Origin of the sequence: Bradyrhizobium sp. MOS002, assembly GCF_003020115.1 — a bacterium.
In the GTDB taxonomy this organism is placed as follows: domain Bacteria; phylum Pseudomonadota; class Alphaproteobacteria; order Rhizobiales; family Xanthobacteraceae; genus Bradyrhizobium.
On record NZ_PYFX01000004.1, the window covers coordinates 611,288 to 635,341 of the forward strand.

Annotated in this window: 19 protein-coding genes; 11 read left to right on the plus strand and 8 right to left on the minus strand. The window is 64.1% G+C overall.

Annotation, left to right across the window (positions count from 1 at the left end):
* Positions 1-30: 30 nt before the first annotated feature.
* From C7G41_RS37815 to C7G41_RS15930, 7 genes are all read left to right on the plus strand, one after another.
* Positions 31-204 carry a hypothetical protein gene (locus tag C7G41_RS37815; RefSeq protein WP_199198443.1) on the plus strand — a complete coding sequence of 58 codons (174 nt, stop codon included), beginning with the start codon at positions 31-33 and terminating at the stop codon, positions 202-204.
* Positions 131-1,423: an N-acetylmuramoyl-L-alanine amidase gene (locus C7G41_RS15905; RefSeq protein WP_106943438.1), complete on the plus strand. Its 1,293-nt coding sequence runs from the start codon at positions 131-133 to the stop codon at positions 1,421-1,423. The genes C7G41_RS37815 and C7G41_RS15905 overlap by 74 nt, the downstream gene beginning before the upstream one ends.
* A gap of 311 nt (positions 1,424-1,734) precedes the next feature.
* Complete coding sequence (locus C7G41_RS15910; protein ID WP_106943439.1) at positions 1,735-4,236, plus strand: penicillin-binding protein 1A; 2,502 nt, start codon at positions 1,735-1,737, stop codon at positions 4,234-4,236.
* 111 nt (positions 4,237-4,347) lie between these two features.
* Positions 4,348-5,479 (plus strand): peptide chain release factor 2 gene (gene prfB / locus C7G41_RS15915; protein ID WP_106943440.1). Its coding sequence is split into 2 segments (ribosomal slippage): positions 4,348-4,416 and positions 4,418-5,479, totalling 1,131 coding nucleotides; the frame shifts between segments, so codons are not numbered across the junction.
* The gene (locus C7G41_RS15920) at positions 5,479-6,360 is read left to right on the plus strand and encodes an NAD(P)-dependent oxidoreductase (RefSeq protein WP_106943441.1); all 882 of its coding nucleotides are present in this window, start codon (positions 5,479-5,481) and stop codon (positions 6,358-6,360) included. Before prfB ends, C7G41_RS15920 begins: the two co-directional genes overlap by 1 nt.
* Positions 6,361-6,496: 136 nt before the next feature.
* Positions 6,497-7,408 carry a DMT family transporter gene (locus C7G41_RS15925; protein ID WP_106943442.1) on the plus strand — a complete coding sequence of 304 codons (912 nt, stop codon included), beginning with the start codon at positions 6,497-6,499 and terminating at the stop codon, positions 7,406-7,408.
* A gap of 106 nt (positions 7,409-7,514) precedes the next feature.
* Positions 7,515-8,750 carry an ABC transporter substrate-binding protein gene (locus tag C7G41_RS15930; protein WP_106943443.1) on the plus strand — a complete coding sequence of 412 codons (1,236 nt, stop codon included), beginning with the start codon at positions 7,515-7,517 and terminating at the stop codon, positions 8,748-8,750.
* A gap of 27 nt (positions 8,751-8,777) precedes the next feature.
* Here C7G41_RS15930 and C7G41_RS15935 read toward each other — a convergent pair whose 3' ends face one another.
* The 3 genes from C7G41_RS15935 to C7G41_RS15945 form a co-directional block, all read right to left on the minus strand.
* Positions 8,778-9,263, minus strand: a complete 486-nt coding sequence (locus C7G41_RS15935) for a low affinity iron permease family protein (protein WP_106943444.1) — start codon at positions 9,261-9,263, stop codon at positions 8,778-8,780.
* 74 nt (positions 9,264-9,337) lie between these two features.
* Positions 9,338-10,696, minus strand: coding sequence for a M23 family metallopeptidase (locus C7G41_RS15940; RefSeq protein ID WP_199198397.1), 1,359 nt, complete (start codon positions 10,694-10,696; stop codon positions 9,338-9,340).
* Positions 10,697-10,806: 110 nt separating this feature from the next.
* The gene (locus tag C7G41_RS15945) at positions 10,807-11,499 is read right to left on the minus strand and encodes a peroxiredoxin (protein WP_106943446.1); all 693 of its coding nucleotides are present in this window, start codon (positions 11,497-11,499) and stop codon (positions 10,807-10,809) included.
* A gap of 195 nt (positions 11,500-11,694) precedes the next feature.
* Between C7G41_RS15945 and C7G41_RS15950 the strand changes: the two genes are divergently transcribed.
* Positions 11,695-15,501, plus strand: coding sequence for a DUF3971 domain-containing protein (locus tag C7G41_RS15950; protein WP_199198398.1), 3,807 nt, complete (start codon positions 11,695-11,697; stop codon positions 15,499-15,501).
* Between the two features lie 144 nt (positions 15,502-15,645).
* On the opposite strand, the gene C7G41_RS15955 is transcribed toward C7G41_RS15950, so the two are convergent.
* The 4 genes from C7G41_RS15955 to tyrS form a co-directional block, all read right to left on the minus strand.
* A complete protein-coding gene (locus C7G41_RS15955; RefSeq protein WP_106943448.1) occupies positions 15,646-17,340 on the minus strand; it encodes a methyl-accepting chemotaxis protein in 1,695 nt (564 codons plus the stop codon).
* A 396-nt stretch (positions 17,341-17,736) separates the two neighbouring features.
* Positions 17,737-18,141, minus strand: a complete 405-nt coding sequence (locus C7G41_RS15960) for a DoxX family protein (protein ID WP_106943449.1) — start codon at positions 18,139-18,141, stop codon at positions 17,737-17,739.
* Between the two features lie 221 nt (positions 18,142-18,362).
* Positions 18,363-19,634: an MFS transporter gene (locus C7G41_RS15965; protein ID WP_106943450.1), complete on the minus strand. Its 1,272-nt coding sequence runs from the start codon at positions 19,632-19,634 to the stop codon at positions 18,363-18,365.
* Positions 19,635-19,691: 57 nt separating this feature from the next.
* Positions 19,692-20,945 (minus strand): tyrosine--tRNA ligase, encoded by a 1,254-nt coding sequence (gene tyrS / locus C7G41_RS15970; protein WP_106943451.1) that lies wholly within the window; start codon positions 20,943-20,945, stop codon positions 19,692-19,694.
* 162 nt (positions 20,946-21,107) lie between these two features.
* Between tyrS and C7G41_RS15975 the strand changes: the two genes are divergently transcribed.
* The 3 genes from C7G41_RS15975 (at position 21,108) to C7G41_RS15985 (ending at position 23,333) form a co-directional block, all read left to right on the plus strand.
* Positions 21,108-22,211 (plus strand): anhydro-N-acetylmuramic acid kinase, encoded by a 1,104-nt coding sequence (locus C7G41_RS15975; protein WP_106943452.1) that lies wholly within the window; start codon positions 21,108-21,110, stop codon positions 22,209-22,211.
* 110 nt (positions 22,212-22,321) lie between these two features.
* Positions 22,322-22,999 (plus strand): glutathione S-transferase family protein, encoded by a 678-nt coding sequence (locus tag C7G41_RS15980; RefSeq protein ID WP_106943680.1) that lies wholly within the window; start codon positions 22,322-22,324, stop codon positions 22,997-22,999.
* A gap of 10 nt (positions 23,000-23,009) precedes the next feature.
* Positions 23,010-23,333, plus strand: a complete 324-nt coding sequence (locus C7G41_RS15985; RefSeq protein ID WP_106943453.1) for a multidrug efflux SMR transporter — start codon at positions 23,010-23,012, stop codon at positions 23,331-23,333.
* A gap of 10 nt (positions 23,334-23,343) precedes the next feature.
* On the opposite strand, the gene C7G41_RS15990 is transcribed toward C7G41_RS15985, so the two are convergent.
* The gene (locus tag C7G41_RS15990) at positions 23,344-23,991 is read right to left on the minus strand and encodes an alpha/beta hydrolase (protein ID WP_007591562.1); all 648 of its coding nucleotides are present in this window, start codon (positions 23,989-23,991) and stop codon (positions 23,344-23,346) included.
* Positions 23,992-24,054 lie beyond the last annotated feature (63 nt).

A 24,054-nucleotide genomic window follows, 5' to 3' on the forward strand; every position in this document is an offset into this window, starting at 1 on the left:
GGATTGGGCCATCCGTGCAAGGAGCGTCGCATGGCGGTCACAGTCAGCGAGTTTCGCGCGCCCGTCATTAAGGATCGTTTAACCCTGTGGTTCTATTGCGTTAAAGAGGCTGCTCGGAGGCACGGAATCGGTGGCGAGCCGCGCAAATCAAAGGATCCTGCTGGGATGCGTGCTGCTCTGCGCGGCGGCATTGCCATGTGCTGATTCCTCGCGCCTGAAGGCCGCGGAAAGTCAGCCTCAACCCGCTGTTGCATCAGCGAATTTCCCAACGGCCTCGGCCGCCCGGCTGGCCGGTGACGGCAGGCAGACTCGCTTTGTCCTCGACATCGATCAGACCGTTACCTTCCGCGCCGTCACCTTGGCCGACCCGTATCGGGTGGTGGTCGACGTGCCTCAGGTCAATTTTCAACTTCCCGCCGGCACCGGGTCCGGCGGACGCGGACTGGTCAAGGCCTTCCGCTATGGGCTGGTGATGCCCGGCGGCTCTCGAATCGTGTTCGACCTGACGGGACCGGCAAAGATCGCCAATTCCTACGTGGTGGAGGCCGCCAACGGTCAGCCGGCGCGGCTGGTGCTCGAACTGGAGGAGGTCGAGCGCACCGCCTTCGTGCCGTCGCTGGCTCCGGAGAACCGTCCTGAGCTGCGGCCGGCCATTGCCGACCCGCTGCCCGCGACGGTTCCAGCATCTGCACACCCTGAAGCCGGGCAGAAGGCCGATGGCCGCGCGGTGGTCGTCATCGATCCCGGCCATGGCGGCATCGACAACGGCACCCAGTCGAGCGGCGAGAGCGAGAAGAATCTGGTGCTGGCCTTTGGCCTGGCACTGCGCGAACGGCTGGAAAAGACCGGCAAGTATCGCGTGGTGATGACACGGGACGACGACACCTTCATCCCGCTCAACGACCGGGTCAAAGTCGCCCGGAACCTCAAGGCGGCGCTGTTCGTCTCGATCCATGCCGACGCGCTGCCGCGCGCCGAGGGCGATGCGCAGGGCGCGACCATCTACACGTTGTCCGACAAGGCCTCCGACGCCGAGGCGCAGCGGCTGGCGGATGCGGAAAACCGGGCAGACGCCATCGCCGGCTTCAACCTCGCGGAGGAGCCGACCGATGTCGCCGACATCCTGATCGATCTCACCCAGCGGGAAACCCGCACCTTTTCAAGTCGTTTTGCCCGCCTGTTGATGGGCGAAATGAAGTCTACGGTGCGGATGCACAAGCATCCTCTGAAGTCGGCCGGCTTCCGGGTGCTGAAGGCGCCCGACGTGCCGTCGGTCCTGGTCGAGATCGGTTATGTCTCCAACAAGGGCGACCTCGAGCATCTGGTCTCCGAGGGATGGCGGTCGCGTGCCGTGGGCTCGATGGCGCAGGCGATCGACGGGTTTTTGGCCAAACGGATGGCAACGGCCGGATCATCGAACTGACGACCGGCCGGATCGTCGAATTGACGCCCGGGGGATCATCGAATTGACGACCGGGGGGCGTCGAATTGAGAAGGGATTTTCCGTCCCGCCGCAAAAGCCCTAGTTTGGCCACAGCGGGCGCTTTATAAAAACGCCGCAGGGGGGGTCCGGAATCGGCGAGAATCCCGCTCGGCAAGCGTTTTGGGTTCGGCACTGATAGTATTGAGTAAGGCCGGTGAATTCGCGACGTGGGTTGGCGCTGTTTCGGGTGCCAAGTGCCGAACTTGGGCTGATCTTTGGGCTGATCCAGAGTTTGAACGGATAAACAGATAATGCGCTTGCTGGTGCGGTTCATGGGCTTCCTGTTCGCCGCGGGAACGGTGTTGTTCCTTGTCGGGGTCGGTGCCATCGCAGGCCTGATCTGGCATTTCTCCAAGGACTTGCCGGACTACTCTCAGCTTCAGGATTACGAGCCGCCGGTGATGACCCGCGTGCACGCGACCGACGGCTCGCTGCTCGGCGAATACGCCAAGGAGCGGCGGCTGTACCTGCCGATCCAGGCGGTGCCGAAACTCGTGATCAACGCCTTCCTCGCGGCCGAGGACAAGAATTTCTACGAGCATGGCGGCATCGACTACACCGGCATGGCACGCGCCGGCGTGGTCTACATCCAGAACTACGGCTCCAACCGTCGTCCGCAGGGCGCTTCCACGATCACCCAGCAGGTCGCCAAGAACTTCCTTCTGACCAACGAGGTCTCCTTCGCCCGCAAGATCAAGGAAGCCTTGCTGGCCATGCGGATCGAGAAGACCTACTCGAAGGACAAGATCCTCGAGCTGTATCTGAATGAAATCTATCTGGGCCTCGGCGCCTACGGCATCGCGGCCGCGTCGCTGGTTTATTTCGACAAGTCGGTGAACGAACTGACCGTTGCAGAAGCGTCCTATCTCGCGGCGCTGCCGAAGATGCCCGCGACGCTGCATCCCGTCCGCAACCGCGACCGCGCCATCGAGCGCCGCAACTACGTGATCGACCGTCTGGTTGAGAACGGCTGGGTCAAGCAGGCCGACGCCGACAAGGCGCGCAAGGAGCCGCTGGCCGTTACCAGCCGTTCCAACGGCGCCCACACCTTCGCCGGCGAATATTTCGCCGAGGAAGTGCGCCGCGATATCTTCGAGCGTTACGGCGAGAAGAAACTTTACGAGGGCGGCCTCTCGGTCCGCACCACGCTTGATCCGAAGATTCAGGTCATGGCGCGCAAGACGATGGTCGCCGGTCTCGTGAACTATGACGAGCAGCAGGGCTATCGCGGTGCCATCAGCAAGCTCGACATTTCCGGCGACTGGGGCGTGAAGCTCGCCGAGATCAAGTCGCTGTCCGATATCTCGCCGTGGCGCATGGCGGTGGTGCTGGAGACCAGCGACCAGTCGGCGCGCATCGGCTTCCAGCCGAGCCGCGAACTCGGCGGCGCCATCAGCAAGCAGCGCGAGACCGGCCTCATCACGCTCGACGGCATCAAATGGGCAAGAGCGGCCTCGGGGGCCGCGAAGGGCAGGGCCGCCAGCGCGGTGTCGCAGGTGCTCCAGCCTGGCGACGTGATCTACGCCGATCCGCTGTACAAGGACGCCCAGCCTGTCGAAGGCCAGTACCGGCTGCGCCAGATCCCGGAAGTGTCCGGCGCGATGGTGGTGATGGATCCCTGGACCGGCCGCGTACTGGCGATGGTCGGCGGCTTCTCGTTCGACCAGAGCCAGTTCAACCGCGCCACGCAGGCCTATCGGCAGCCCGGTTCGTCGTTCAAGCCGATCGTCTATTCGGCCGCGCTCGACAACGGCTATACGCCCTCGACCGTCGTGCTCGACGCCCCGATCGAAATCGACCAGGGCCAGGGCGCGGGCGTGTGGCGTCCCGAAAACTTCTCCTCGGGCAAGTTCCAAGGGCCGGTGACGTTGCGCAACGCATTGCGGCAGTCGCTCAACACGGTGACGGTGCGCCTCGCCCAGGACATCGGCATGCCCCTGATCGGCGAATATGCCCGCCGCTTCGGCGTCTATGACGAACTGCCGAACTATCTCTCCTACGCGCTCGGCGCCGGCGAGACCACGGCGATGCGCATGGTCACGGCCTATTCGATGCTCGCCAATGGCGGCCGCCGGGTGAAGCCGACCCTGATCGACCGCATCCAGGATCGCTATGGACACACCATCTTCAAGCACGACCAGCGTGAATGCCGCGGCTGCGACGCACCGGGCGGCTGGAAGAACCAGAACGAGCCGCAGCTGATCGACCGCCGCGAGCAGGTGCTGGATTCCATGACCGCCTATCAGATCACCGAGCTGATGGAAGGCGTGGTCCAGGCCGGTACCGCGACCGTGGTCAAGCAGGTCGGCAAGCCGATCGCGGGCAAGACCGGCACCACCAACGAGGCCAAGGACGCCTGGTTTGTCGGCTTCTCGCCCGACGTCGCCGTCGCCATCTATATGGGCTACGACAAGCCGCGTCCGCTCGGCAAGGGTAACGCCGCGACCGGCGGCCATCTCGCGGCTCCCATCGCACGCGACTTCCTCCAGCTCGCGCTCGCCGACAAGCCTGCGGTCCCGTTCAAGGTGCCGGCCGGCATCAAGCTGGTGCGGGTCGTCGCCAAATCCGGCATGCGCGCCGGCCCGGGCGAGACCGGCGGAACCATCCTCGAAGCCTTCAAGCCGGGCACGGCGCCGCCGGATAATTATTCGGTCATCGGCGTTGCCGATGCCGACGGCCGCACGCCGGCGTCGCAGCAGCAGCAGCCGGATTCCGGTTTCTTCATGCGGCCGGGCACCGGCGGCTTGTACTAGGGCTTAGGACAAGACAGACGTTCTGTGCGGCGGCGGTTGCGCTTTGCAGCCGCCGCCGCTACATCCCGTTGTCATTGGACGCGGAACAATACCGCGAGATCAGAGAACCACATGCGCGCCGAAATCGAACGGTTGGTAGAAGAGATCAAGCAGTCTGTCGGGCTGCTGAGGAGGCATCTTTGACGTCGAGAAATCGACGGCGCGCCTCGCTGAGCTGAACAAGCTCGCAGAAGATCCCAACCTCTGGAACGATCCCCAGAAGGCCCAGAAATTGATGCAGGAGCGCACCTCGCTGGAGGATTCGCTCTCCGGCATCGGCAAGGTCGAGCAGGAGCTCGAAGACGACATCGGCATGATCGAGCTCGGCGAAGCCGAGGGCGATGAGGGCGTCGTCAAGGAAGCCGAAGCGGCGCTGAAGACCCTCAAGAAGGAAGTTGCCCGGCGCGAGCTCGAGGCGCTGCTGTCGGGCGAGGCCGATAGTTTCGATTCCTATCTCGAAGTGCATGCCGGCGCCGGTGGCACCGAGAGCCAGGACTGGGCGCAGATGCTGCTTCGCATGTACTCGCGCTGGGCCGAAACTCACGGCTTCAAGGTCGAGATGCTGGAAGAGTCCGAGGGCGAAGAGGCCGGCATCAAGTCCGCGACCATCCAGGTCTCCGGCCACAATGCCTATGGCTGGCTCAAGACCGAGGCCGGCGTGCACCGCCTGGTGCGGATATCGCCGTTCGATTCCAACGCGCGGCGGCACACCTCGTTCTCGTCGGTGGCCGTGTTTCCCGTCATTGACGACACCATCAAGATCGACATCAAGGAATCCGACGTCCGCGTCGACACCATGCGCTCCGGTGGTGCCGGCGGCCAGCACGTCAACAAGACCGAGTCCGCGGTACGGCTGACGCATATCCCGACCGGCGTCGCCGTGGTCTGCCAGGCCGGCCGCTCGCAGCACAAGAACAAGGCGCAGGCCTGGGACATGCTGCGCGCCCGGCTTTATCAGATCGAGCTGAAGCGGCGCGAGGAGAAAGCCGCCGCCGACCAGGCGGCCAAGACCGACATTGGCTGGGGCCACCAGATCCGCTCCTACGTGCTGCAGCCCTACCAGATGGTGAAGGATCTGCGCACGGGTGTGCAGACCTCCGACACATCAGGCGTGCTCGGCGGCGATCTCGACGACTTCATGGCCGCGACCCTGGCGCAGCGCGCCTTCGGCACTCCCGGCGCCGACATCGAGGACGTGGACTGATGCCCCGGATCGCCTTCATCGGGCTTGGGCGGATGGGCCATGGCATGGCCGGGCGCTATCTCGATGCCGGCTTCACGGTGACGCTGTGGAATCGCAGCAAGGCCAAGGCGGAAGACCTGATTGCGCGCGGCGCGCAGTGGGCAACCTCACCTGAAGACGCGGCGATCGACGCCGATGCCGTCGTGACCATGGTCGCCGATGACGAGGCCTCGCGCGCGGTCTGGCTCGGGCCCAAGGGCGCGGCCAAGACGGCGAAGGCCGGCACCATCGCGATCGAATGCTCCACCGTCTCCTATGACCATGCGCGCGAGATGGGCCGCGAAATGAACGCGCGCGGGCTGATCTATATCGACTGCCCCGTGACGGGATTGCCGGATGCGGCAGCCAGCGGAAAGCTGACGCTGCTCGTCGGCGCCGATGCCGCCGATCTCGAACGCGCGCGGCCCTTTCTGACACCGATCGGCTCGACCATCCGCCATTTCGGCGCGGTCGGCGCCGGCACGGTCTACAAGTTGATCAACAATCTGATGGGTGCGATCCAGATCGCCGGCCTCGCCGAGGGGCTTGCCATTGCGGAGCAGGCCGGGCTCGACATGAACCTCGTGCTGGACTCGATCCAGGCTGGCGTTGCCGCGAGCCCGCAGGTGCAGCGTCACTCCAAGCGCATGGTCGCCCGCGATTTTTCCGGCGCGACGTTCACGGCGGCGCTGCGGCACAAGGATGCCGCTTACGCGGTGAAGCTTGCCGAGAGCCTGCTGGCCGACAAGCCGCTGGTCGCGCGCGCCGCCGTTGAGGCCTACGCGCAAGCGAAGGCCGCGATGCCTGACGACGACGAAGGCAAGATGATCGAGCTGGTGTCGCGGCCGAAGAAGCCGTCTTAGCGGATCACATCGACATAGGCAGTTTCGTTCGCCTCGTTCGAGCATCGGTTTTGTAAACCGGTACGTCATCGGAAATCGGGTGGCGCTGTTCGCCGCGTTGTCCTAGGCGGCTGTCTCCCTGCCGACATGAGATGCCATGCCCCCGAATGACAAACGGATCGACGCGCGCGACTGGTCGCTGCTCGCTGTGCTCTCGGTCCTCTGGGGCGGCTCGTTCTTCTTCAATGGCGCGGCGCTGCGGGAATTGCCGCCGCTCACGCTGGTGCTTTTGCGCGTTGCACTCGGATCGGCCATTCTGCTGCCGCTGCTCCGCATGCAGGGCATCAGTTTCCCCCGGGGCATAGCCGGCTGGAAGCCGTTCGTCGCGATTGGGCTCCTCAACAACGTCATCCCGTTCTCGCTGATCGTGATTGGGCAGACTTTCATTCCAGGCGGGCTGGCGTCGATCCTGAATGCCACCACGCCGCTGTTCACGGTGATCGTGATGGCGGCGGCAGGCGAAGAGGCCTTACGGCTGCGCCGCGTGGCCGGCGTAGCCCTGGGGCTTGCCGGCGTGATCATCCTGCGCGGATGGGGCGTTGAAACACGGGCAGGGCAGGGGCTCGGCATCCTGCTCTGCCTCGGCGGCGCCTTCAGCTATGGCTTTGCGGCGCTGGCGGCGCGGCGGCTGTTGAAGGACGCAGCCCCGCTGGGGACGGCAGCATTTCAACTGATGGCTTCCACGGTGATGATGGCGATCGTCGCCGGCGCAATGGAGCAGCCGTGGCGTCTCCCGATGCCGGGCGTGACGACATGGCTCGCGGTGCTTGGCCTTGCCGGCCTGTCGACGGCGCTCGCCTATATCGTCTTCTTCCAGATACTGCGGCGCTCGGGCGCGACCAATGTGATGCTGGTGACGCTGCTCATTCCCGTCACCGCCGTTCTTCTGGGATGGCTTGTGCTGGGCGAGCCGATCTCGATGCGCGAGATCGCGGGCGCTCTTGTCATCGGCAGCGCATTGCTGGTGATCGACGGGCGCCTCGCGAACCTGCTACGGCGCAGCACATAGTTCCGGAGCCGCCGTTTCGCCTCACGGAAAATCGCGGCGCTTGCCAGCCGCAGGCGGCCTTGCGACACTCTCGGCAAAACAAGACTACAATACAGGGGAGAGAACGATGCCGGGTCGTCGCAATAACCTTGCTGCCCTCGCGATTCTTGCTGCCGGCGTGCTCGTCACGACACCGGCCCTGGCGCAGAAAAAATACGATCCCGGCGCCACCGACACAGAAATCAAGCTCGGCAATATCATGCCCTATAGCGGGCCGGCATCGTCCTATGGCGTGATCGGCAAGACCGAGGCCGCGTTCTTCAAGATGATCAACGATCAGGGCGGCATCAACGGGCGCAAGATCAATTTCATCAGCTATGACGACGCCTATTCCCCGCCGAAGGCGATCGAGCAGGCGCGCAAGCTGGTGGAGAGCGACGAGGTGTTGCTGATCTTCCAGCCGCTCGGCACACCCTCGAACTCCGCGATCATGAAATACATGAACGCCAAGAAGGTACCGCAGCTCTTCGTCGCCTCCGGCGGCACCAAGTTCGGCGACCCCAAGAATTTCCCATGGACCATGGGATTTCAGCCGAACTACCAGAGCGAGGGGCGGATCTACGCGAAGTACATCCGTGACAAGTTTCCGAACAGCAAGATCGCGGTGTTCTGGCAGAACGACGACGCCGGCAAGGACCAGTTCAAGGGCCTGAAGGATGGGCTCGGCGACAAGGCCAATATGATCATCGCCGACAAATCCTATGAGGTCAGCGATCCCTCGATCGACTCGCAGATCGTTGCGCTTCACGATTCCGGCGCCGACATCTTCTTCTCATGGGCCGCGCCGAAAGGCTCGGCGCAGGCAATCCGGAAGGTCGGCGAGCTCGGCTGGAAGCCGAAATTTTTTCTCGCCAATACGGCTACGTCGATAGCCTCTGTGCTCAAGCCCGCCGGGCTCGACTATTCCAAGGACATCATCTCGACCGCATATCTGAAGGATCCGACCGACCCGACCTGGGACAAGGATCCCGCGGTCATCGCGTGGCGCACCTTCATGGACAAGTACTATCCCGAAGGGGACAAGACCAACGCCAACAACCTTTACGGCTACGTCCAGGCGGAGGCGATGGCGCAGGTGCTGAAGCAGTGCGGCGACAACCTCACGCGTGACAACGTGATGAAGCAGGCCACGAACCTGAAGGATTTCCACACCGACCTGATGCTGCCCGGCATCATGGTCAACACCTCAGCCGACGATTATTTCCCGATCGAGCAGATGCAGCTGATGCGTTTCAACGGGCAGGCTTGGGAGCTGTTCGGCGACGTCATCACCGGTGAGGTCGGCCACGAGCGCGGACAGTAGTCAACCTCATTTTCGGCGTCCCCCCGCTTATTCGGTGACGAGATCGGCGGCGCGTTTCGCCTTCTTGCCGGTATTCTTGACCGTCTCTTCTCCGACCTTTTCGGCGTTGGCGCGAAGCTCACATTTGGTGCGGATCTCGTCGAGCTCATCATCGGTCAAATGCTCAATCCCGACGAAGGAATTCTGCACCGCGCTCACCCGGATCAACTCGTCGAGCTTCACCTGGATCGCCGCGCTATCGCGATTCTGAGAATTCTGAATCAGGAAGACCATCAGGAACGTCACGATGGTGGTGCCGGTGTTGATCACCAACTGCCATGTGTCGGAGTAATGGAAGATGGGACCGGTGACCGCCCAAACCAGGATGATGCCGGCTGCAATCATGAATGTCAGCGCGCGCCCGGCCGCTTGAGATGTTCGGTTAGCAATATCGCTGAAGAGTTGAGCCGCGCTGTTACGTGGCTGGTCCGCTTTGCCCTTGGCCGGACGAGCTTTCGTATCGGTCTGTTGCATCAAATGCTAACGCAGAGGGAACTCCGAAGTTCCGGCATGTAAACCGGGACGAGGCGAGCGCTCTCTCAACGAGCCTAGCCCGCGCTGAGCCGCACGCCGGCGCGCAGGAATTTCTGCGGATCGACTGCTTCGCCGTCGATGCGGGTTTCGTAGTGCAAATGCGGGCCGGTGGAACGGCCGGTCGAGCCGACGAGACCGACGACCTGGCCGATCTTCACGATCTCGCCGACCCTGACATTGATCTCGGAGAGATGGCCATAGCGGGTCGCAAGGCCATTGCCATGATCGACCTCGATCATACGGCCGTAGCCGCCGGACCAGCCGGCCGAGACGACCTTGCCGTTGGCGGTGACGCGAACGGGATCGCCGCTCGCGGCGCGGAAGTCGAGCCCGGTGTGCATCGCGGGCCGGCCGAGGAACGGATCGCTGCGCACGCCGAAGCCCGACGTGAACTCGACCTCGCCGATGACGGGCTTGCGATAGGGCACCAGTGCGAGCGTGCGATTGAGGCGGTCCATCTCGGCGCGGGTGCTGTTGATGCGATAGAGCTGCTTCTCGAACGGTCCCGAACTGGCCGTGAGCTTCACGGGTACGAAAGGCCCGCCCATTGCCGTGCGCGGCACGGCAGCTTCGAGATTTGCGAGGTTCAGGCCGAGATCGCTGACGACGCCGCGCATCCGGCGCATGCGCGAATCCATGCCTTCCTCGACCGCGTTGAGCGCCGCCATCTGGCGACGCTCGACCTGGTCCAGCGAGGTCGTGAGCCGAACGACGACGTTGTCGAAGCCCTGGTTCTTGGCGAATTGATTGACGGGCGGAGCTGCGAGGGTCGGCGCGCGCGACTCGAGCCGCGCTTCGCGATCCGGCGGCGCCACGAAGATCACGGTGTCGCTGATCGGCGAGGGCTTTGGGGTACCCTGCGTCGTCTGGCTGGCATCGCCACGCTGCTGGCTGGAACGGGGAATCGATCCGGTCACGTCCGGCATGGACCCGAGCGCCGTGGCACGGGACTCCAGCGCCGTCTGGCGCTTCATGATCTGGTCGAGCTTCTGGTCGAACTGCTCCTGGTCGAGCAGCTGCCGACTGGTGGTGCGGTCGACCTTGGCACGGAGCTCGGCGATGCGGTCCTCATAGGCGTATTGCATCTCGGCCTGCCGGGCGATCAGCCGGGTGAGGACGTCGTCGCGGAAGGCGAAATAGGTCGCGGTTGCGGCCGACCAGAGCCCGAGCAACACGACGGTGCCGACCACGATCCAGAACACCACAGGCCCCAGGCGAACCTGCTTGCCGTGATGCACGATGGTGTAGGCGTCGTCGGTGTCCTGAAGGGGAAGCGCGGTTGCCACCGCGGCAGCGCCGCGATGAAAGGCTCGTCCGTGGTCGTGGGGGTGATGTTGGGGGTACTGCGAGAACTGGGCAGAACTTTTCGACATCGGCACTCCCGCGCCGGTCGGATGAGTCCGCACGGCCTAATTGCCGCGGCAATCTGGGCCAGTCATGGTTAATTTTCCGGAAACGGAACCGCTTGAATTTAAAGGATTGGTTAAAGGCTCCTTGCGGCTTCCAGCACCTCGTCGGCGTGGCCGTCGACCCGGACATTGCGCCAGATCCGGGTGATCCTGCCGTCGGCGCCAAGCAGCATCGTGGTACGAAGAACTCCCAGGAAGCTCTTGCCATACATGGACTTTTCGCCCCAGGCGCCGTAGGCCTCCAACATCGCGTGCGTCTCGTCCGAGATAAGGGGCACGCCGAGACCGTGCTTGTCGCGGAACTTCTCCTGAGCCTTTACGGGATCGGCGGAGATACCGAGCACGGCAGTGCCAGCCGTGGCGAAGGCGCCGGTCAGCCGGGTGAAATCGATGGCCTCCCTGGTGCAGCCCGGCGTGTCGGCGCGCGGATGGAAGAACAGGACCAGCTTCTGGCCGGTATAATCCGACAGCGCGACGAGACCGCCACCGTCGCAGGGCAGACGGAAGGCGGGAGCCTTCTGACCCTCGGCCAAGCCGGCCTTCGCCGCCGTTTTGGGCGCGGATGCAGATTTGGAAGAATTTAACCGTTTCGGTGCGGCCTTATGCGATGCTGTCTTTGCTATGGTCCCAGTTGATTTGCTCGCCGGTGTCCGCTGTGTTTTCGGGGACTTGGTTTGAGTCGCAGCCCGCGCTTTCACGGGCGTCTTTTTAGCCGTCGGACTGCCGGAGGGCGTTTTGGACGATTTCTTTTGGGATTTCTTGGACATACGCCTTCCTTTCGTCGCTTTCGGCGGGTCAACCAAAGCGGTATTGCAGCCCTTTTCCGCTATGCCGGAATCGTGCCCTCGGCAGGGCGAGTCTGACGACGCCGGAGTCTGGTTACAAGGAATTCCACGCACCACCCCACTGCTCGTTGAACGCGCTCCCGGGGCGAAATGACGAACAGAAGGAATATTCGAGGTATGGCGGCAATTCCGGCGCAGGAAGCTTCGCTTCCTGTCGACGGTTGCGGCCCCGGCGGCGCTCAATCCCATGACGGGCGCCTGTATCGAGAGGCAATGGCAAGGAATACGTCGCCCCAGGAATACAATCGGGATTTGGATCGGCGCGGCAGCCAACCAGAGTCGCAGCAATGGGACGACGCCGATTGGGATCCGGATCAGGAAGCGGCGGCGGGCTATCGGGCGCGCCGGCTGTTGTCGCGTTCCAATTCGGGCTTCCATCGCTTCGCTGACGGGTTTGGGCCGCTGCGCCGCTGGCTGGGCGGCGGTCGCTGGCTGAAGCGCGTGGCCGTGGTCGTCGGTGCCCTGGTCGTCATCTTCGTCGGCTGTTTCGGCGCGCTGTGGTGGCGGCTCGGCGCCGGGCCCATCAATCTCGACATTGCGACGCCGTGGCTCGCGGCCGCGATCGAGGACAATATCGGTCACGGCAACACCGTGGAGGTCGGCGGCACGCAGATCGAACGGGCCGGGCGGATCCGAATCGCCGTGCGCATCCGCGATATCGTCGTGCGCGACCACGATCACGTCATTGTCGCCACCGCACCGAAGGCCGAGGTGAAGCTGTCGGGTGCAGGCCTGCTGATGGGGCATCTGCGCGCCGAAAGCCTCAACCTCGTCGATGCCGAGCTCGCGATCCGGATCGCGCCTGACGGCACCGTCACTGTGTCGGCCGGCGACACCGCCAAGCCGCTCGCAACCGGCGTCGCCTCCAAGAAAGACGCGGGGCTGCCGCCGACTTTCCCGCGCAACGGTGTGCCACCGCCGCCATTCGCCACCGGGCCTGCGACCCCCGACGCATCGCAAGCCGCGACCCAGGCTACGGCACCGACCGGCATTCTTCAGGGCCTCGATTGGCTCGACAGCCTGAGCATGACCGGCCTCGACGGCCAGAACCTCAACGAGATCGGCCTGAAGAACGGCAATCTGATCGTCGACGACCAGCAGCGCGGCAGCAAATGGACGTTTGAGAACATCACGCTCAGCCTGCGCCGACCGAGCCGTGGCGGCGTCGCGCTCACCCTCGGCGAGGAGGGCGCGCGTCCGTGGTCGCTGCGTGCCACGATCGGCCCCACCGAGAACGGCGTGCGCTCGGTCGATATCCGCGCCGACAAGGTCTCGACCGCCAACATCCTGCTGGCGCTGCGGGTGAAGGACCTCACCTATACCGCCGATCTGCCGCTGACCGGCGAGCTCAAGGGCGAACTCGGCCGCGACGGCGTGCCGACCTTCTTCCGCGGCAAGATCGCGGTCGGTGCGGGCAACATCATCGACACCGATACGCCCGACTATCCGATGGCGATCGACTCGGCCGAGATCAATGTCGAGTGGGACGCCAATCGGCGGGTGCTGGTCGCTCCCTTCAAGGTCCTCTCGGGCGCGAACCGTCTGACGCTTCTGGCTCATGTCGAGCCGCCCAACGGCACCGTCAATGACTGGCAGCTCGGTTTCAGCGGTGGTTCGATCCTGCTCGGCGGCATCGACAACGAGCCGCCGCTGGTCTTCAACCGTATTGCGATTGGCTTCCGCTTCGACACCGACCACAAGAGGCTGCTGTTGACGCAGGCCGACGTCTCCAACGGAGAGATCGGCGTCGCCGGCACCGGTGCCATCGACTATTCGGGCGAGCCGCGGCTGACATTGGGTTTTGCGGGAACGCCGATGTCGGCCTCCGCGCTGAAGCGGATGTGGCCGACGCTTGTCGTTCCCGAGTTGCGCGAATGGGTGATCGAGCGGATCGAGCGTGGAATGCTCCAGCGCATCGAGATCGGCGTTAACTCGCCGACGAAGAATCTTCCGCGCAAGGGCCCACCCATTCCCGACGACGGCCTGTCGGTCAATATCGTGGCGAGCGGAGTCACGGTTCGCCCCGTCGATGGCCTGCCGGTGGTGCACGATGCCGATTTGAAGGCGCGCGTGACCGGCCGCACCGCGACCGTGAATATCGGGCAGGGCATTGCCGATACGCCAGCGGGCCGCAAAGTCACGATTTCCGACTTCGTCTTCGAGGTGCCCGATATGGCGCCCAAGCCGTCGCCGTCGCGGACCCGGTTCCGGGTCGAGGGTCCGGTGCCTGCGGCCGCCGAAATGCTTTCCAACGATCGCTTGAGCGATCTGTCGTCGACCGTCATCGATCCCAATACCAGCAAGGGGACGTTCTCGGCGAACGTCCAGCTTGGGTTGCCGGTGAAGGGTGAGCTGACCAAAGCCGACACCACCTACAGCGTTACGGCCGATCTCAACGGTTTTGCTGCCGACAAGCTGGTGATGAACCAGAAGCTGGAGGCCAACAACCTCAAGATCGTCGCGAGCAACCAGGGCTATCAGGTCAAGGGCGACGTCAAGATCAACGGGCAGGCGGCCTCGCTCGACTACCGCAAGCCGGCCGAGGGCGATGCGGACGTCAAATTGCAGACCACGCTGGACGATGCGGGCCGCGCGCGCCTCGGGTTCGATTTGGGCCCCGCCGTCAGCGGATCGGTGCCGATCAAGCTGTCGGGCAAGATCGCGGGGGGACCCGATCAGACGACGAAGCTCGGCATCGAGGCCGACCTGACCTCGATCAAGCTCGACAACATTTTGCCCGGCTGGGTCAAGCTGCCGGGCAGAGCGGGCAAGGCCAGCTTCAAGGTGGTGCCGACGGCGCAATCGACGCGTCTGGAGGACATCGTCATCGAAGGCGGCGGCGCCTCGATCAAGGGGTCGCTCGAGGTCGATGCCAACGGCGATCTCATGAACGCGAACTTTCCGACCTACGCGCCGTCCGACGGCGACAAGGCGTCGCTGAAGGTGGAGCGCAGCCAGGACGGCGTGGTGAAGGGCACAATGCGCGGCGACGTATTCGACGGCCGCGGTTTCCTGAAGTCGGCGATTTCAGGCAATTCCAAGGACGATTCCAAGAGCAAGACGAAGAACGTCGATTTCGACATGGACGTGAAGCTCGGCGCCGTCATGGGTTTCAACGGCGAGGCGATGCGCAGCGTCGAGGCCAAGATGTCGCGGCGCAACGGTGCGGTCAAAGCCTTCACGCTGAGCGGCAGGATCGGAAAAGACACGCCTGTGGCCGCCGATTTGCGCGGCGGCCGTGCCCAGGGCAATCGCGAGGTGATCTATCTCCAGACCAGCGATGCCGGCAACTTCCTGCGCTTCACGGACACCACCAACAAGGTCTTCGGAGGCCAGATGGTGGTGGCCATGGAGCCGCCGACGTCAGAGCCTACGACACGGGAAGGCCTGATCAACGTGCGCGACTTCTCGGTCAAGGGAATGGATCAACTCGATCGCGTGGCGGCGGGCGCTCCCAACGGTGCGCAGAGCGGCGTAGCCTTCACGGCGATGCGTGCGGAGTTCACGCGGCAGAACGGCGCGCTTACGATCCGCGACGGTGTGGTCAAGGGCCCGATGATCGGCGCCACCATCGAGGGCTCAATCGACTTTCCCGGCAATCAGGTCTGCATGAGCGGCACCTTCGTGCCGATGTATGGCGTCAACAACATTTTCGGCCAGATCCCGTTGTTCGGCATCTTCCTCGGCGGCGGCAACAATGAAGGATTGATCGGCGTGACCTACGAGGTCGTCGGCACGCCGGCCGCGCCCGTGATGCGCGTCAATCCGATTTCGGCGATGGCGCCCGGTCTGTTCCGCAAGATCTTCGAATTCAACACCGGCAAACAGAACTCGCCGTTCGAGGAATTCCCGTCGCAGTCGAACGATGGCTCGACCGGAACGACGCGCCAGCTCTCGAGCGGCTGCACCCTCGCGCGACGATAGCGGTGGTTTGCGCGCGGCCATCCTTCGAGACGCCCGCTCCGCGGGCTCCTCAGGATGAGGTCCTGTTCCACGGATAGACCCTAGGTCCTCATGGTGAGGAGGCCGCGGAGCGGGCGTCTCGAACCACGAGGCCCGTGCGCCGCCTTACGCTGCGCGCACGCCTGCCAGGAAGGTCCCGACTTCGCCGGAGAGCTGCTCGGCCTGCTTGGAGAGGTTTGACGCAGCTGCGAGCACCATGCCTGCGGCATTGCCGGTCTCGTTCGCTGCCGTGCTGACGCCGCCGATATTGGTGGTGACTTCCTGAGTCGCCTCCGCCGTCTGCGAGACGCTGCGGGCGATCTCGGCGGTGGCGGCGCCTTGCTCCTCGATCGCAGCGCCGATCGAGGTGGCGATCCGGCTGACCTCCTCGATGGTGGCGGTGATGCCGCCGATGGCGTCTACCGCTTCCTTGGTCGCGCCCTGGATCTGGGCGATCTTTTCGCCGATCTCGCGGGTGGCTTCCGCGGTCTGGCTCGCCAGCGACTTCACCTCGGAAGCGACGACGGCGAAGCCCCGTCCGGCTTCGCCGGCACGTGCGGCCTCGATGGTCGCGTTGAGCGCGAGCAGGTTGGTCTGTGCCGCGATGCTGGAAATCAGCTCGGCGACATGCTCGATCTGCTGGGCGCCATCGGAGAGCGCGCGCACGATGGTGTCGGTGCGGCGTGCGCTGTCCACAGCGCGGCCGGTGACCACGGCGGATTGCGCGACCTGACGGCTGATCTCGGTGATGGAGGAGGAGAGCTCCTCGGCGGCGGCCGCGACCGTCTGGACGCGCTGGCTGGCTTCGGTGGCAGCCGAGCCCACGACGGCGGCGCGGCGGTTGGTGCCTTCCGCGGTCGATGACATCGACTTGGCGGTAACCTCCAGCTCGCCGGAGCCCGAGGCCATCAGGCCGACGAGCTGGCCGACGGAGGCATCGAAGCGGTCGGCAAGCGAGATCAGCGCGTCACGCTTCTCCTGCTCGCTGCGGGTCTTGGTTGCGATCTGCTCGGCCTCCAGCTTGCGCGCCGTCAGCGCGGTCTGCCTGAGCACTTCGAGGGTCTCGGCCATGCGGCCGATCTCGTCGCCGCGACCGGTCTCCTCCACCGCCGTGTCGATGGCGCCTTCGGAAATTGCCTGCATGCGGTTCTTCTGGCGGTCGAGCGCGCCGAGTACGTCGCGGGCGATCAGCCAGGACAGGGTCGCCATCAGCAGCATCAGGCCGATGCCGATCGCACCCAGCTCCAGCGTCAAGGCTCGCACGTCGGCGTCGATGTCGTCGACATAGAGGCCGTAGCTGATCGTCGCGTTCCAGGGCGCGAATTTGCGCGCGAAAACGGTCTTGCGGACGGGCTCCGTCTGGCCGGGGCGGGGATAGAGATATGAGGTTACGCCGCCCTGAGCAGCCTGATTGCCGGCACTTACGATCGCATCTGCGATGAGGACACCGTTGGAGTCCTTGGCGCCCGTGATCTTGCCTTCGAGCTGCTGGTTCGCACCGTTGATCAGGATCGAGGTGTCGGCGTTATAGACCACCGGATAGCCTTGGCCGCCATTGAAGCTCATGCGGCGGCCGCGCAGATGGAACTGGACCTTCGCTTCGGCCGGCGTCAGCTTGCCGGCGCCGACCTCCTCCTCAAGTGATTGGGCGAGGTTGTGGAGCATATCGACCGCGGTCCGCATCTGCTGGACGCGGTCCTCCAGCATGCGGCTCTTGCTGAGTACGGACGACACCCCGATGATGGCCGTGACCGTGAGCGCCGAAAGACAGACCATGCTGGCGAGCTTGGTGCGGATCTTGAGGTGACTCAGCAGCTTCATCACGGCCTCGACGGAATGGTTATTGTTGCTCGCGTCGGTAGCATGAAATTCTTACCAATCATGAATGGACGCGTGCGACGGCTGCCGCGCAAGCGGCGTCCGCGAGCCGCATGCGCAAACATGCAGGTCGTCAGGCGCTTCTCGGGCGCATGGCGCGTCAACTCGGAGAAGAATTGTGGGGGTCTTTAGTCGCGACCGAATCCGGTGGGAGCGGAAATGAACCGATTCGTTCACCGCCTCATCATGTCGATGCTGCTGGTCGCGGTCCTCGTCCTCGTCTGGAACGTGCTGGGCTCGCGCTGAGATGGCACCCGTAAATGTACTGGTGCCATCCCATTATTTGCGAATCAATCGCTGACGCCCCAGCGCCGCGCGAACGCGGCGCTGGTTGTGCCGCTAGTCCTTGCCCATCGCAGCATCGGCGCTAACCGAGCCGCCGCCGGCGGCCGCGAGGTAGAGGCAGGCGAAGCAGAACAGGATCGCCGCGGTGCCACCATTGAGCAGCGGCAGGAAAACCGGCGTCTCGCCCTTGAACATGTGGCCCATGAAATAAGCGAAGGCCATCTCACCCGAGAGGATGAATGCCGCGAGGCGGGTGAACAGGCCGATCATCAGCAGCGCGCCAAGCACGAGCTCAAGCGTACCGGCTGCGTAGATGAGCGGCGGAATGTTTGCGAAATAGGGAAGCACCGGAAACTTGAACAGCTTGGCGATGCCGTACTGGAGCAACAGAAGTCCAGTCATGAAGCGAAACAGGCTCAAGAGAACCGGTTGAAAGCGAACGAGATAAGGAAAGTTCATTGGTTTGTGCCCTCCATCCAATGCTTGCGACTAGGACCGCATTCAGTTCTGCCCTGCAAGCCGCCCAAGGACAATTTGCGCTGACATTTTTGTCATGTCGGACAAAACACCGCAGCCGGGACGTTCAGCCGTGCGCAATCCGCATTTTTTGCAGCTATTTGCGCCGTGCCCATCCGTAATTTCCCGGTGACGCGAATGCGCTCAAGTTACCTTCGGGAGACCTACCGCCGCAAGGCGGGCACGACCAGGAACGGGATCATCCCGAGCACCACGCTCGCAAGCGCGAAGGCGAGCAGCGCGTTGTAGCCATGGGTCGCGTCATGGATCAGGCCGCCGCTCCAGGAGCCGAAAGCCGAGCCCAGTCCGCTGCCGATCGAGATGGTGCCGTAGATGGTGCCGACGCGCTTGCCCCCGAAGATCTTCATCGCGGTCGCCGTGATCAGCGGTCCACGTGAGCCCATCATGCTGCCGAAGCAGACCACGAATCCCGTGAGCAGGAGGAGATTGGCGGAGTATTGCAACAGCCACAGCAGGAAGATGCCGAGGATCGAGATCGCGTAGCTGAGCAGCACCGACGGCCGGCGTCCGATCAGGCCGTCGAGCGCGGACACGCCGAGCATCCCGAACACCAGCACGACGCCGGAGAAGCCCCAGGCCGTTGCGGCTTGCAACGGTGGAAAGCCGGCATCGATCAGATAGGCCACGATCTGTGCGGCGATCGCATACATGCCGACCGAGGTGAAGAAGAATGTCGAGAACAGTGCCCAGAAGGCGTGATGGCGCATCGCGCTCGGAAGGGTCCAGCCGTGATCGACGAAATCCGGATCGGTCTTCTTCGCGATATGCGGCGAGCCCGAGGCGAACAGCCGCCATGGCAGCAGCATGAGCGGTACCAGCAGGCCGAGCGCGGCGAAGCCGAACAACTGGTAGGTTTCGCGCCAGCCGAGATGATCGATCAAAAGCTGCGAGGCCGGCAGCAGCGCCAGCACGCCGCCACCCATGGCCGAGTAGACCACCGCCATCGCGGTCGGCAGCTTTGGGCCGAACCAGCGGCCGAGCAGGATCGAGTTCGGCACATTGCCGATGAAGGCGACGCCGACGCCGACGCAGAGTCCGATCGAGAGCTGGAATTGCCAGAGCGACTGCGCGTGGCTTGCAATCAGGAAGGCCGAGCCGAGGAGCAGGAGGCCGAGCGCATAGACAATGCGCGGTCCGGAATGATCGAACAGGCGCCCGACCAGCGGCGCAGTCAGTCCACTGACGAGCCAGGTCAGCGAATAGATCGAGACCACCTGGGCGCGATCCCAGCCGAAGTTTTCCGAGATCGGCTTCAGGAAGACGGTGAAGCTTTCGCTGAGGCCGCGTCCGAGCACGGCGAGCGTGAAGCAGAGCGCGAGCACCACGAGCGCGGTGCGCACGACGCCCTGCGGCGTCGCCGTGACGCGTTCCCTGGTTGCTTGCTTGGACTGTTCCTCTGGCGTGTTCTGGTCCATTGCCGATCAGGGAGCGCGCTTCGGCGCGCCCTGACAAGCAGCGAAAAGCTCATACGCCTATGCGGGCCTGAGGAGGATGTGCTTCTTCTTGCCGAAGGACAGCTTGATCACGCCCTCGGGCGTCAGGTTAGCCGTCGACAGCGTCATCTTCTCGTCGGTCACGGGCTCGTCGTTGACGCGCAGGCCGCCGCCCTTGATCTGGCGCCGTGCCTCGCCGTTGGAGGCGACGAGGCCGGCCTTGACGAAGGCGTTGAGCACGCCGAGGCCCGCGTCGAGTTCGCCGCGCGGAATTTCCACGGTCGGCAGGCTCTCGGCCAGCGCGCCTTCCTCGAAGGTGCGGCGCGCGGTCTCGGCCGCATCGTTCGCTGCGTCGCGACCATGCAGCAGCGCGGTCGCCTCGGTCGCGAGCACCTTCTTGGCCTCGTTGATCTCGGAGCCGCCCAGCGCCTCAAGCTTCCTGATCTCGCTCATCGGCAGCGTCGTGAACAGCTTCAGGAATTTGCCGACGTCGGCGTCTTCGGTGTTGCGCCAGTACTGCCAGAAATCATACGGCGAGAACTGGTCGGCGTTGAGCCAGACCGCGCCTTGCGCGGTCTTGCCCATCTTCGCGCCCGACGCCGTCGTGAGCAGCGGCGTCGTCAACGCGAAAAGCTGATGCGTACCCATGCGGCGGCCGAGATCGACGCCCATGATGATGTTGCCCCACTGGTCGGAGCCGCCCATCTGCAAGCTGCAGCCGGTCCGCCTGGCGAGCTCGACGAAGTCGTAGGCCTGGCAGATCATGTAGTTGAATTCGATGAAGCTCATCTCCTGCTCGCGCTCGAGGCGGAGCCGCACGGAATCCATGGTCAGCATGCGGTTGACCGAGAAGTGCCGGCCGACGTCGCGCAGCATCTCGATCCAGTTGAGCTTGGTCAGCCACTCCGCATTGTCGAGCATGATGGCGTCGCTCTTGCCCTCGCCATAGCGCAGCACCTTTGCGAACACGCCGCGGATCGAGGCCTTGTTGGCCTCGATCTCGGCGACGGTGCGGATCGCACGCGTCTCGTCCTTGCCGGAGGGATCGCCGACCATGGTTGTGCCGCCGCCCATCAGCGTGATCGGCTTGTTGCCGGACTGCTGCAGCCAGTGCAGCATCATCATGGTCAGGTAATTGCCGATATGCAGCGAGCGGGCGGTGCAATCGTAACCGACATAAGCCGTCGCCTCGCCCTTGGCGGCGAGGGCGTCCAGCCCCTCGAAATCGGAGCACTGGTGGATGAATCCACGTTCCTGCAGCGTATTGAGGAAATCCGATTTGAATGCGGTCATTTGTCGGCGCGCCTGACAATTCTTGGTTTACTGTTTTGGGAGCAATTTAAGGGTCTTCCGTGGGAACTCGGTTGCTGCCCGCTACTTTGGCCTGTGGCATTATAAGATGTGTCCCTCTGGCACAAGATCGGCATGCCGGGGGGCTCTTGAGGACGCTGATCCATGATGTTGACGGCACTCGGTTTGATGAGCGGCACCTCGCTGGACGGGGTGGATGTTGCGCTGATCGAAACCGACGGAAAGCAGGTGAAGGCGTTCGGGCCGTCCGGCTATCGGCCTTATAGCCCGGCGGAGCGCGACCTGCTGCGCCAGGCGCTGAGCGAGGCCGTGCAGCTGTCGCAACGCGATGCCAGGCCGGGAGTTCTGGCCGAGGCTGAACGTGCAGTGACGCTCGCGCATGCCGAGGCGGTGGCCGCCTTCGTCGCCCAGAACCGGATGAAACCGGAAGACATCGACATCGTCGGCTTCCACGGCCAGACCGTGCTGCACCGCCCCGAGAAGCGGCTGACCGTGCAGATCGGCGATGCGCCGGCGCTGGCCAGGGCGATCCATATCCCGGTGATGCATGATTTCCGCGCCGCCGACGTCGAGGCCGGCGGGCAGGGCGCGCCGTTCGTGCCGGTCTATCACCGCGCGCTCGCCAATTCGCTGGAGCGCGAAGGGCCGATCATCGTGGTCAATATCGGCGGCGTCTCCAACATCACCTATATCGACGGCAACGACACGCTGATTGCGTGCGACACAGGCCCTGGCAACGCGCTGCTCGACGATTTCATGTACCGCACCATGAACCAGGCGTTCGACGCGGACGGAAAGCTCGCCGCGCTCGGCAAGGCGGACGAAGCCTGGATCGCGCGGGCGCTGGAGCTGCCGTTCTTTGCAAGCCCACCGCCGAAATCGCTCGACCGCAACGATTTTGCCGCATTGAAGATCGGCGAGGTGCTGCCGGCCGACGGCGCCGCAACGCTGACCGCCTTCACCGCGGCGGCCATCGCCCGCATCATCCCGCTGCTGCCACGCAGGCCGCGGAGCTGGATCGTCTGCGGCGGCGGCGCCCGCAACCGGACCATGCTCCAGATGCTGCGGGAGCGCGTCGGGTCTGCCGCGGTCGAGGCCGCCGAGACAGTCGGCTGGGCCTCCGACGCCATCGAGGCGCAGGCCTTCGGCTTCCTCGCCGCGCGCGGCCTGAAGGGCCTGCCGCTGTCGTATCCCACTACCACGGGCGTGCCGATGCCGATGACGGGCGGGGTGATCGCGAGGCCTTGAGGCCCAATCCCGCGCACGATGCCGGTCGATGCAAGTGCATTGATCTTGACGAGTGCATGCAAATGCATCTATATTGGATGCAGTTGCATCCAACCGCCGGGATCATTGCCATGACCGCCTCACTCAAACTGATCAGCCACAAGCTTTGCCCCTATGTGCAGCGCGCAGTGATCGCGCTCAACGAGAAGGGCGTGCCGTTCGAGCGGATCGACATCGATCTCGCCAACAAGCCCGACTGGTTCCTGAAGCTGTCGCCGCTGGGCAAAGTGCCGGTGCTGGTTGTGAGGACGGAGAAGGGCGAGGTCGCGCTGTTCGAGAGCAACGTGATCTGCGAGTACATCGAGGAGACGCAAGGCGGGATGAAGCTGCATCCAGAGGATGCCTTGAAGCGTGCCGAGCACCGGGCGTGGATGGAGTTCGGTTCAGCAGTGCTCGGCGACCTCTGGGGCCTGGAGACCACGACCGATCCGGCGACCTTCGAGAGCAAGCGCCAGGCGCTCGTCGCGAAGTTCGCGCGTGTCGAGGGCGCGCTAAGTGCAGGCCCATTCTTCGCCGGCGATGCGTTCAGTCTCATCGATGCGGTATTCGCCCCCGTGTTCCGTTATTTCGACGTGTTCGATGAAGTGACCGAACTGGGCATCTTCAAGGATCTGCCGAAGGTGCGGGCGTGGCGCGCCGAACTGGCCAAGCGTCCTAGCGTCCGTACTGCGGTGGGCGCGGACTATCCGCAATTGCTGCGCGCCTTCCTGGTGCGCCACGACGCGCATCTACTCAAGCTCGCGGCCTGAGCCCACGCCGATGTCGCAGTCCATGGCCTGGCTGATGCTGGTGATCGCAGGCCTCCTCGACGTCGGCTGGGCGATCTCGATGAAATATGCGGAGGGCTACACGCGTGTGGGCTGGAGCATCATCTCGCTCGTGCTGCTCGCAGCCTTCGTTGTCCTGCTCGGGCGTGCCTTGAAGGTGCTCGAGGTCGGCGTCGCCTATTCGGTCTGGACCGGCATCGGCGCCGCCGGCACCTTCGTCATGGGCGTCGTGCTGTTCGGCGAGACCTTGAGCGCGATGAAGCTTGCGGGCATCGCGCTCGTCTTGATGGGAATCGTCGCGCTCAAGCTGGCTTGAGCCGTGCCCCTTAGCGCACGTTGGCGAGGCGCATGTCGAGATAGGCGGTTATGGTTTCCATCAGGGGCTCGAGCTTGGCGTCGAAGAAATGATTGGCGCCGGGGATGACCTGCTGGTCGATCACGATGCCCTTCTGCGTCTTCAGCTTCTCGACTAGCGTGTTGACGTCCTTGGGCGGCACTACCGCGTCCTTCTCGCCATGCACGATGAGCCCTGAGGACGGGCAGGGCGCGAGGAACGAGAAATCGTAGAGGTTGGCGGGCGGTGCGATCGAGATGAAGCCCTCGACCTCGGGGCGGCGCATCAAAAGCTGCATGCCGATCCAGGCGCCGAAGGAGAAGCCGGCAACCCAGCAGGCGCGCGCTTCGGGATTGATGGTCTGCGCCCAGTCGAGCGCCGCGGCCGCGTCCGACAATTCGCCGGTGCCGTGGTCGAACGAGCCCTGGCTGCGGCCGACGCCGCGGAAATTGAACCGCAGCACCGAGAAGCCGCGATGCGCGAACGCGTAGTAGCACTGGTAGATGATCTGATGATTCATCGTGCCGTGGAACTGCGGATGCGGATGCAGGACCATCGCGATCGGCGCGTTCTTCTGCTTGGCCGGATGGTAGCGGCCTTCGAGACGGCCGGCGGGGCCGGTGAAAATAACTTCAGGCATGATGATCTCTTGATTGATCCCTTGAAGACGCTCTTCAACAATCAACCGATTGTGCGGATTTCA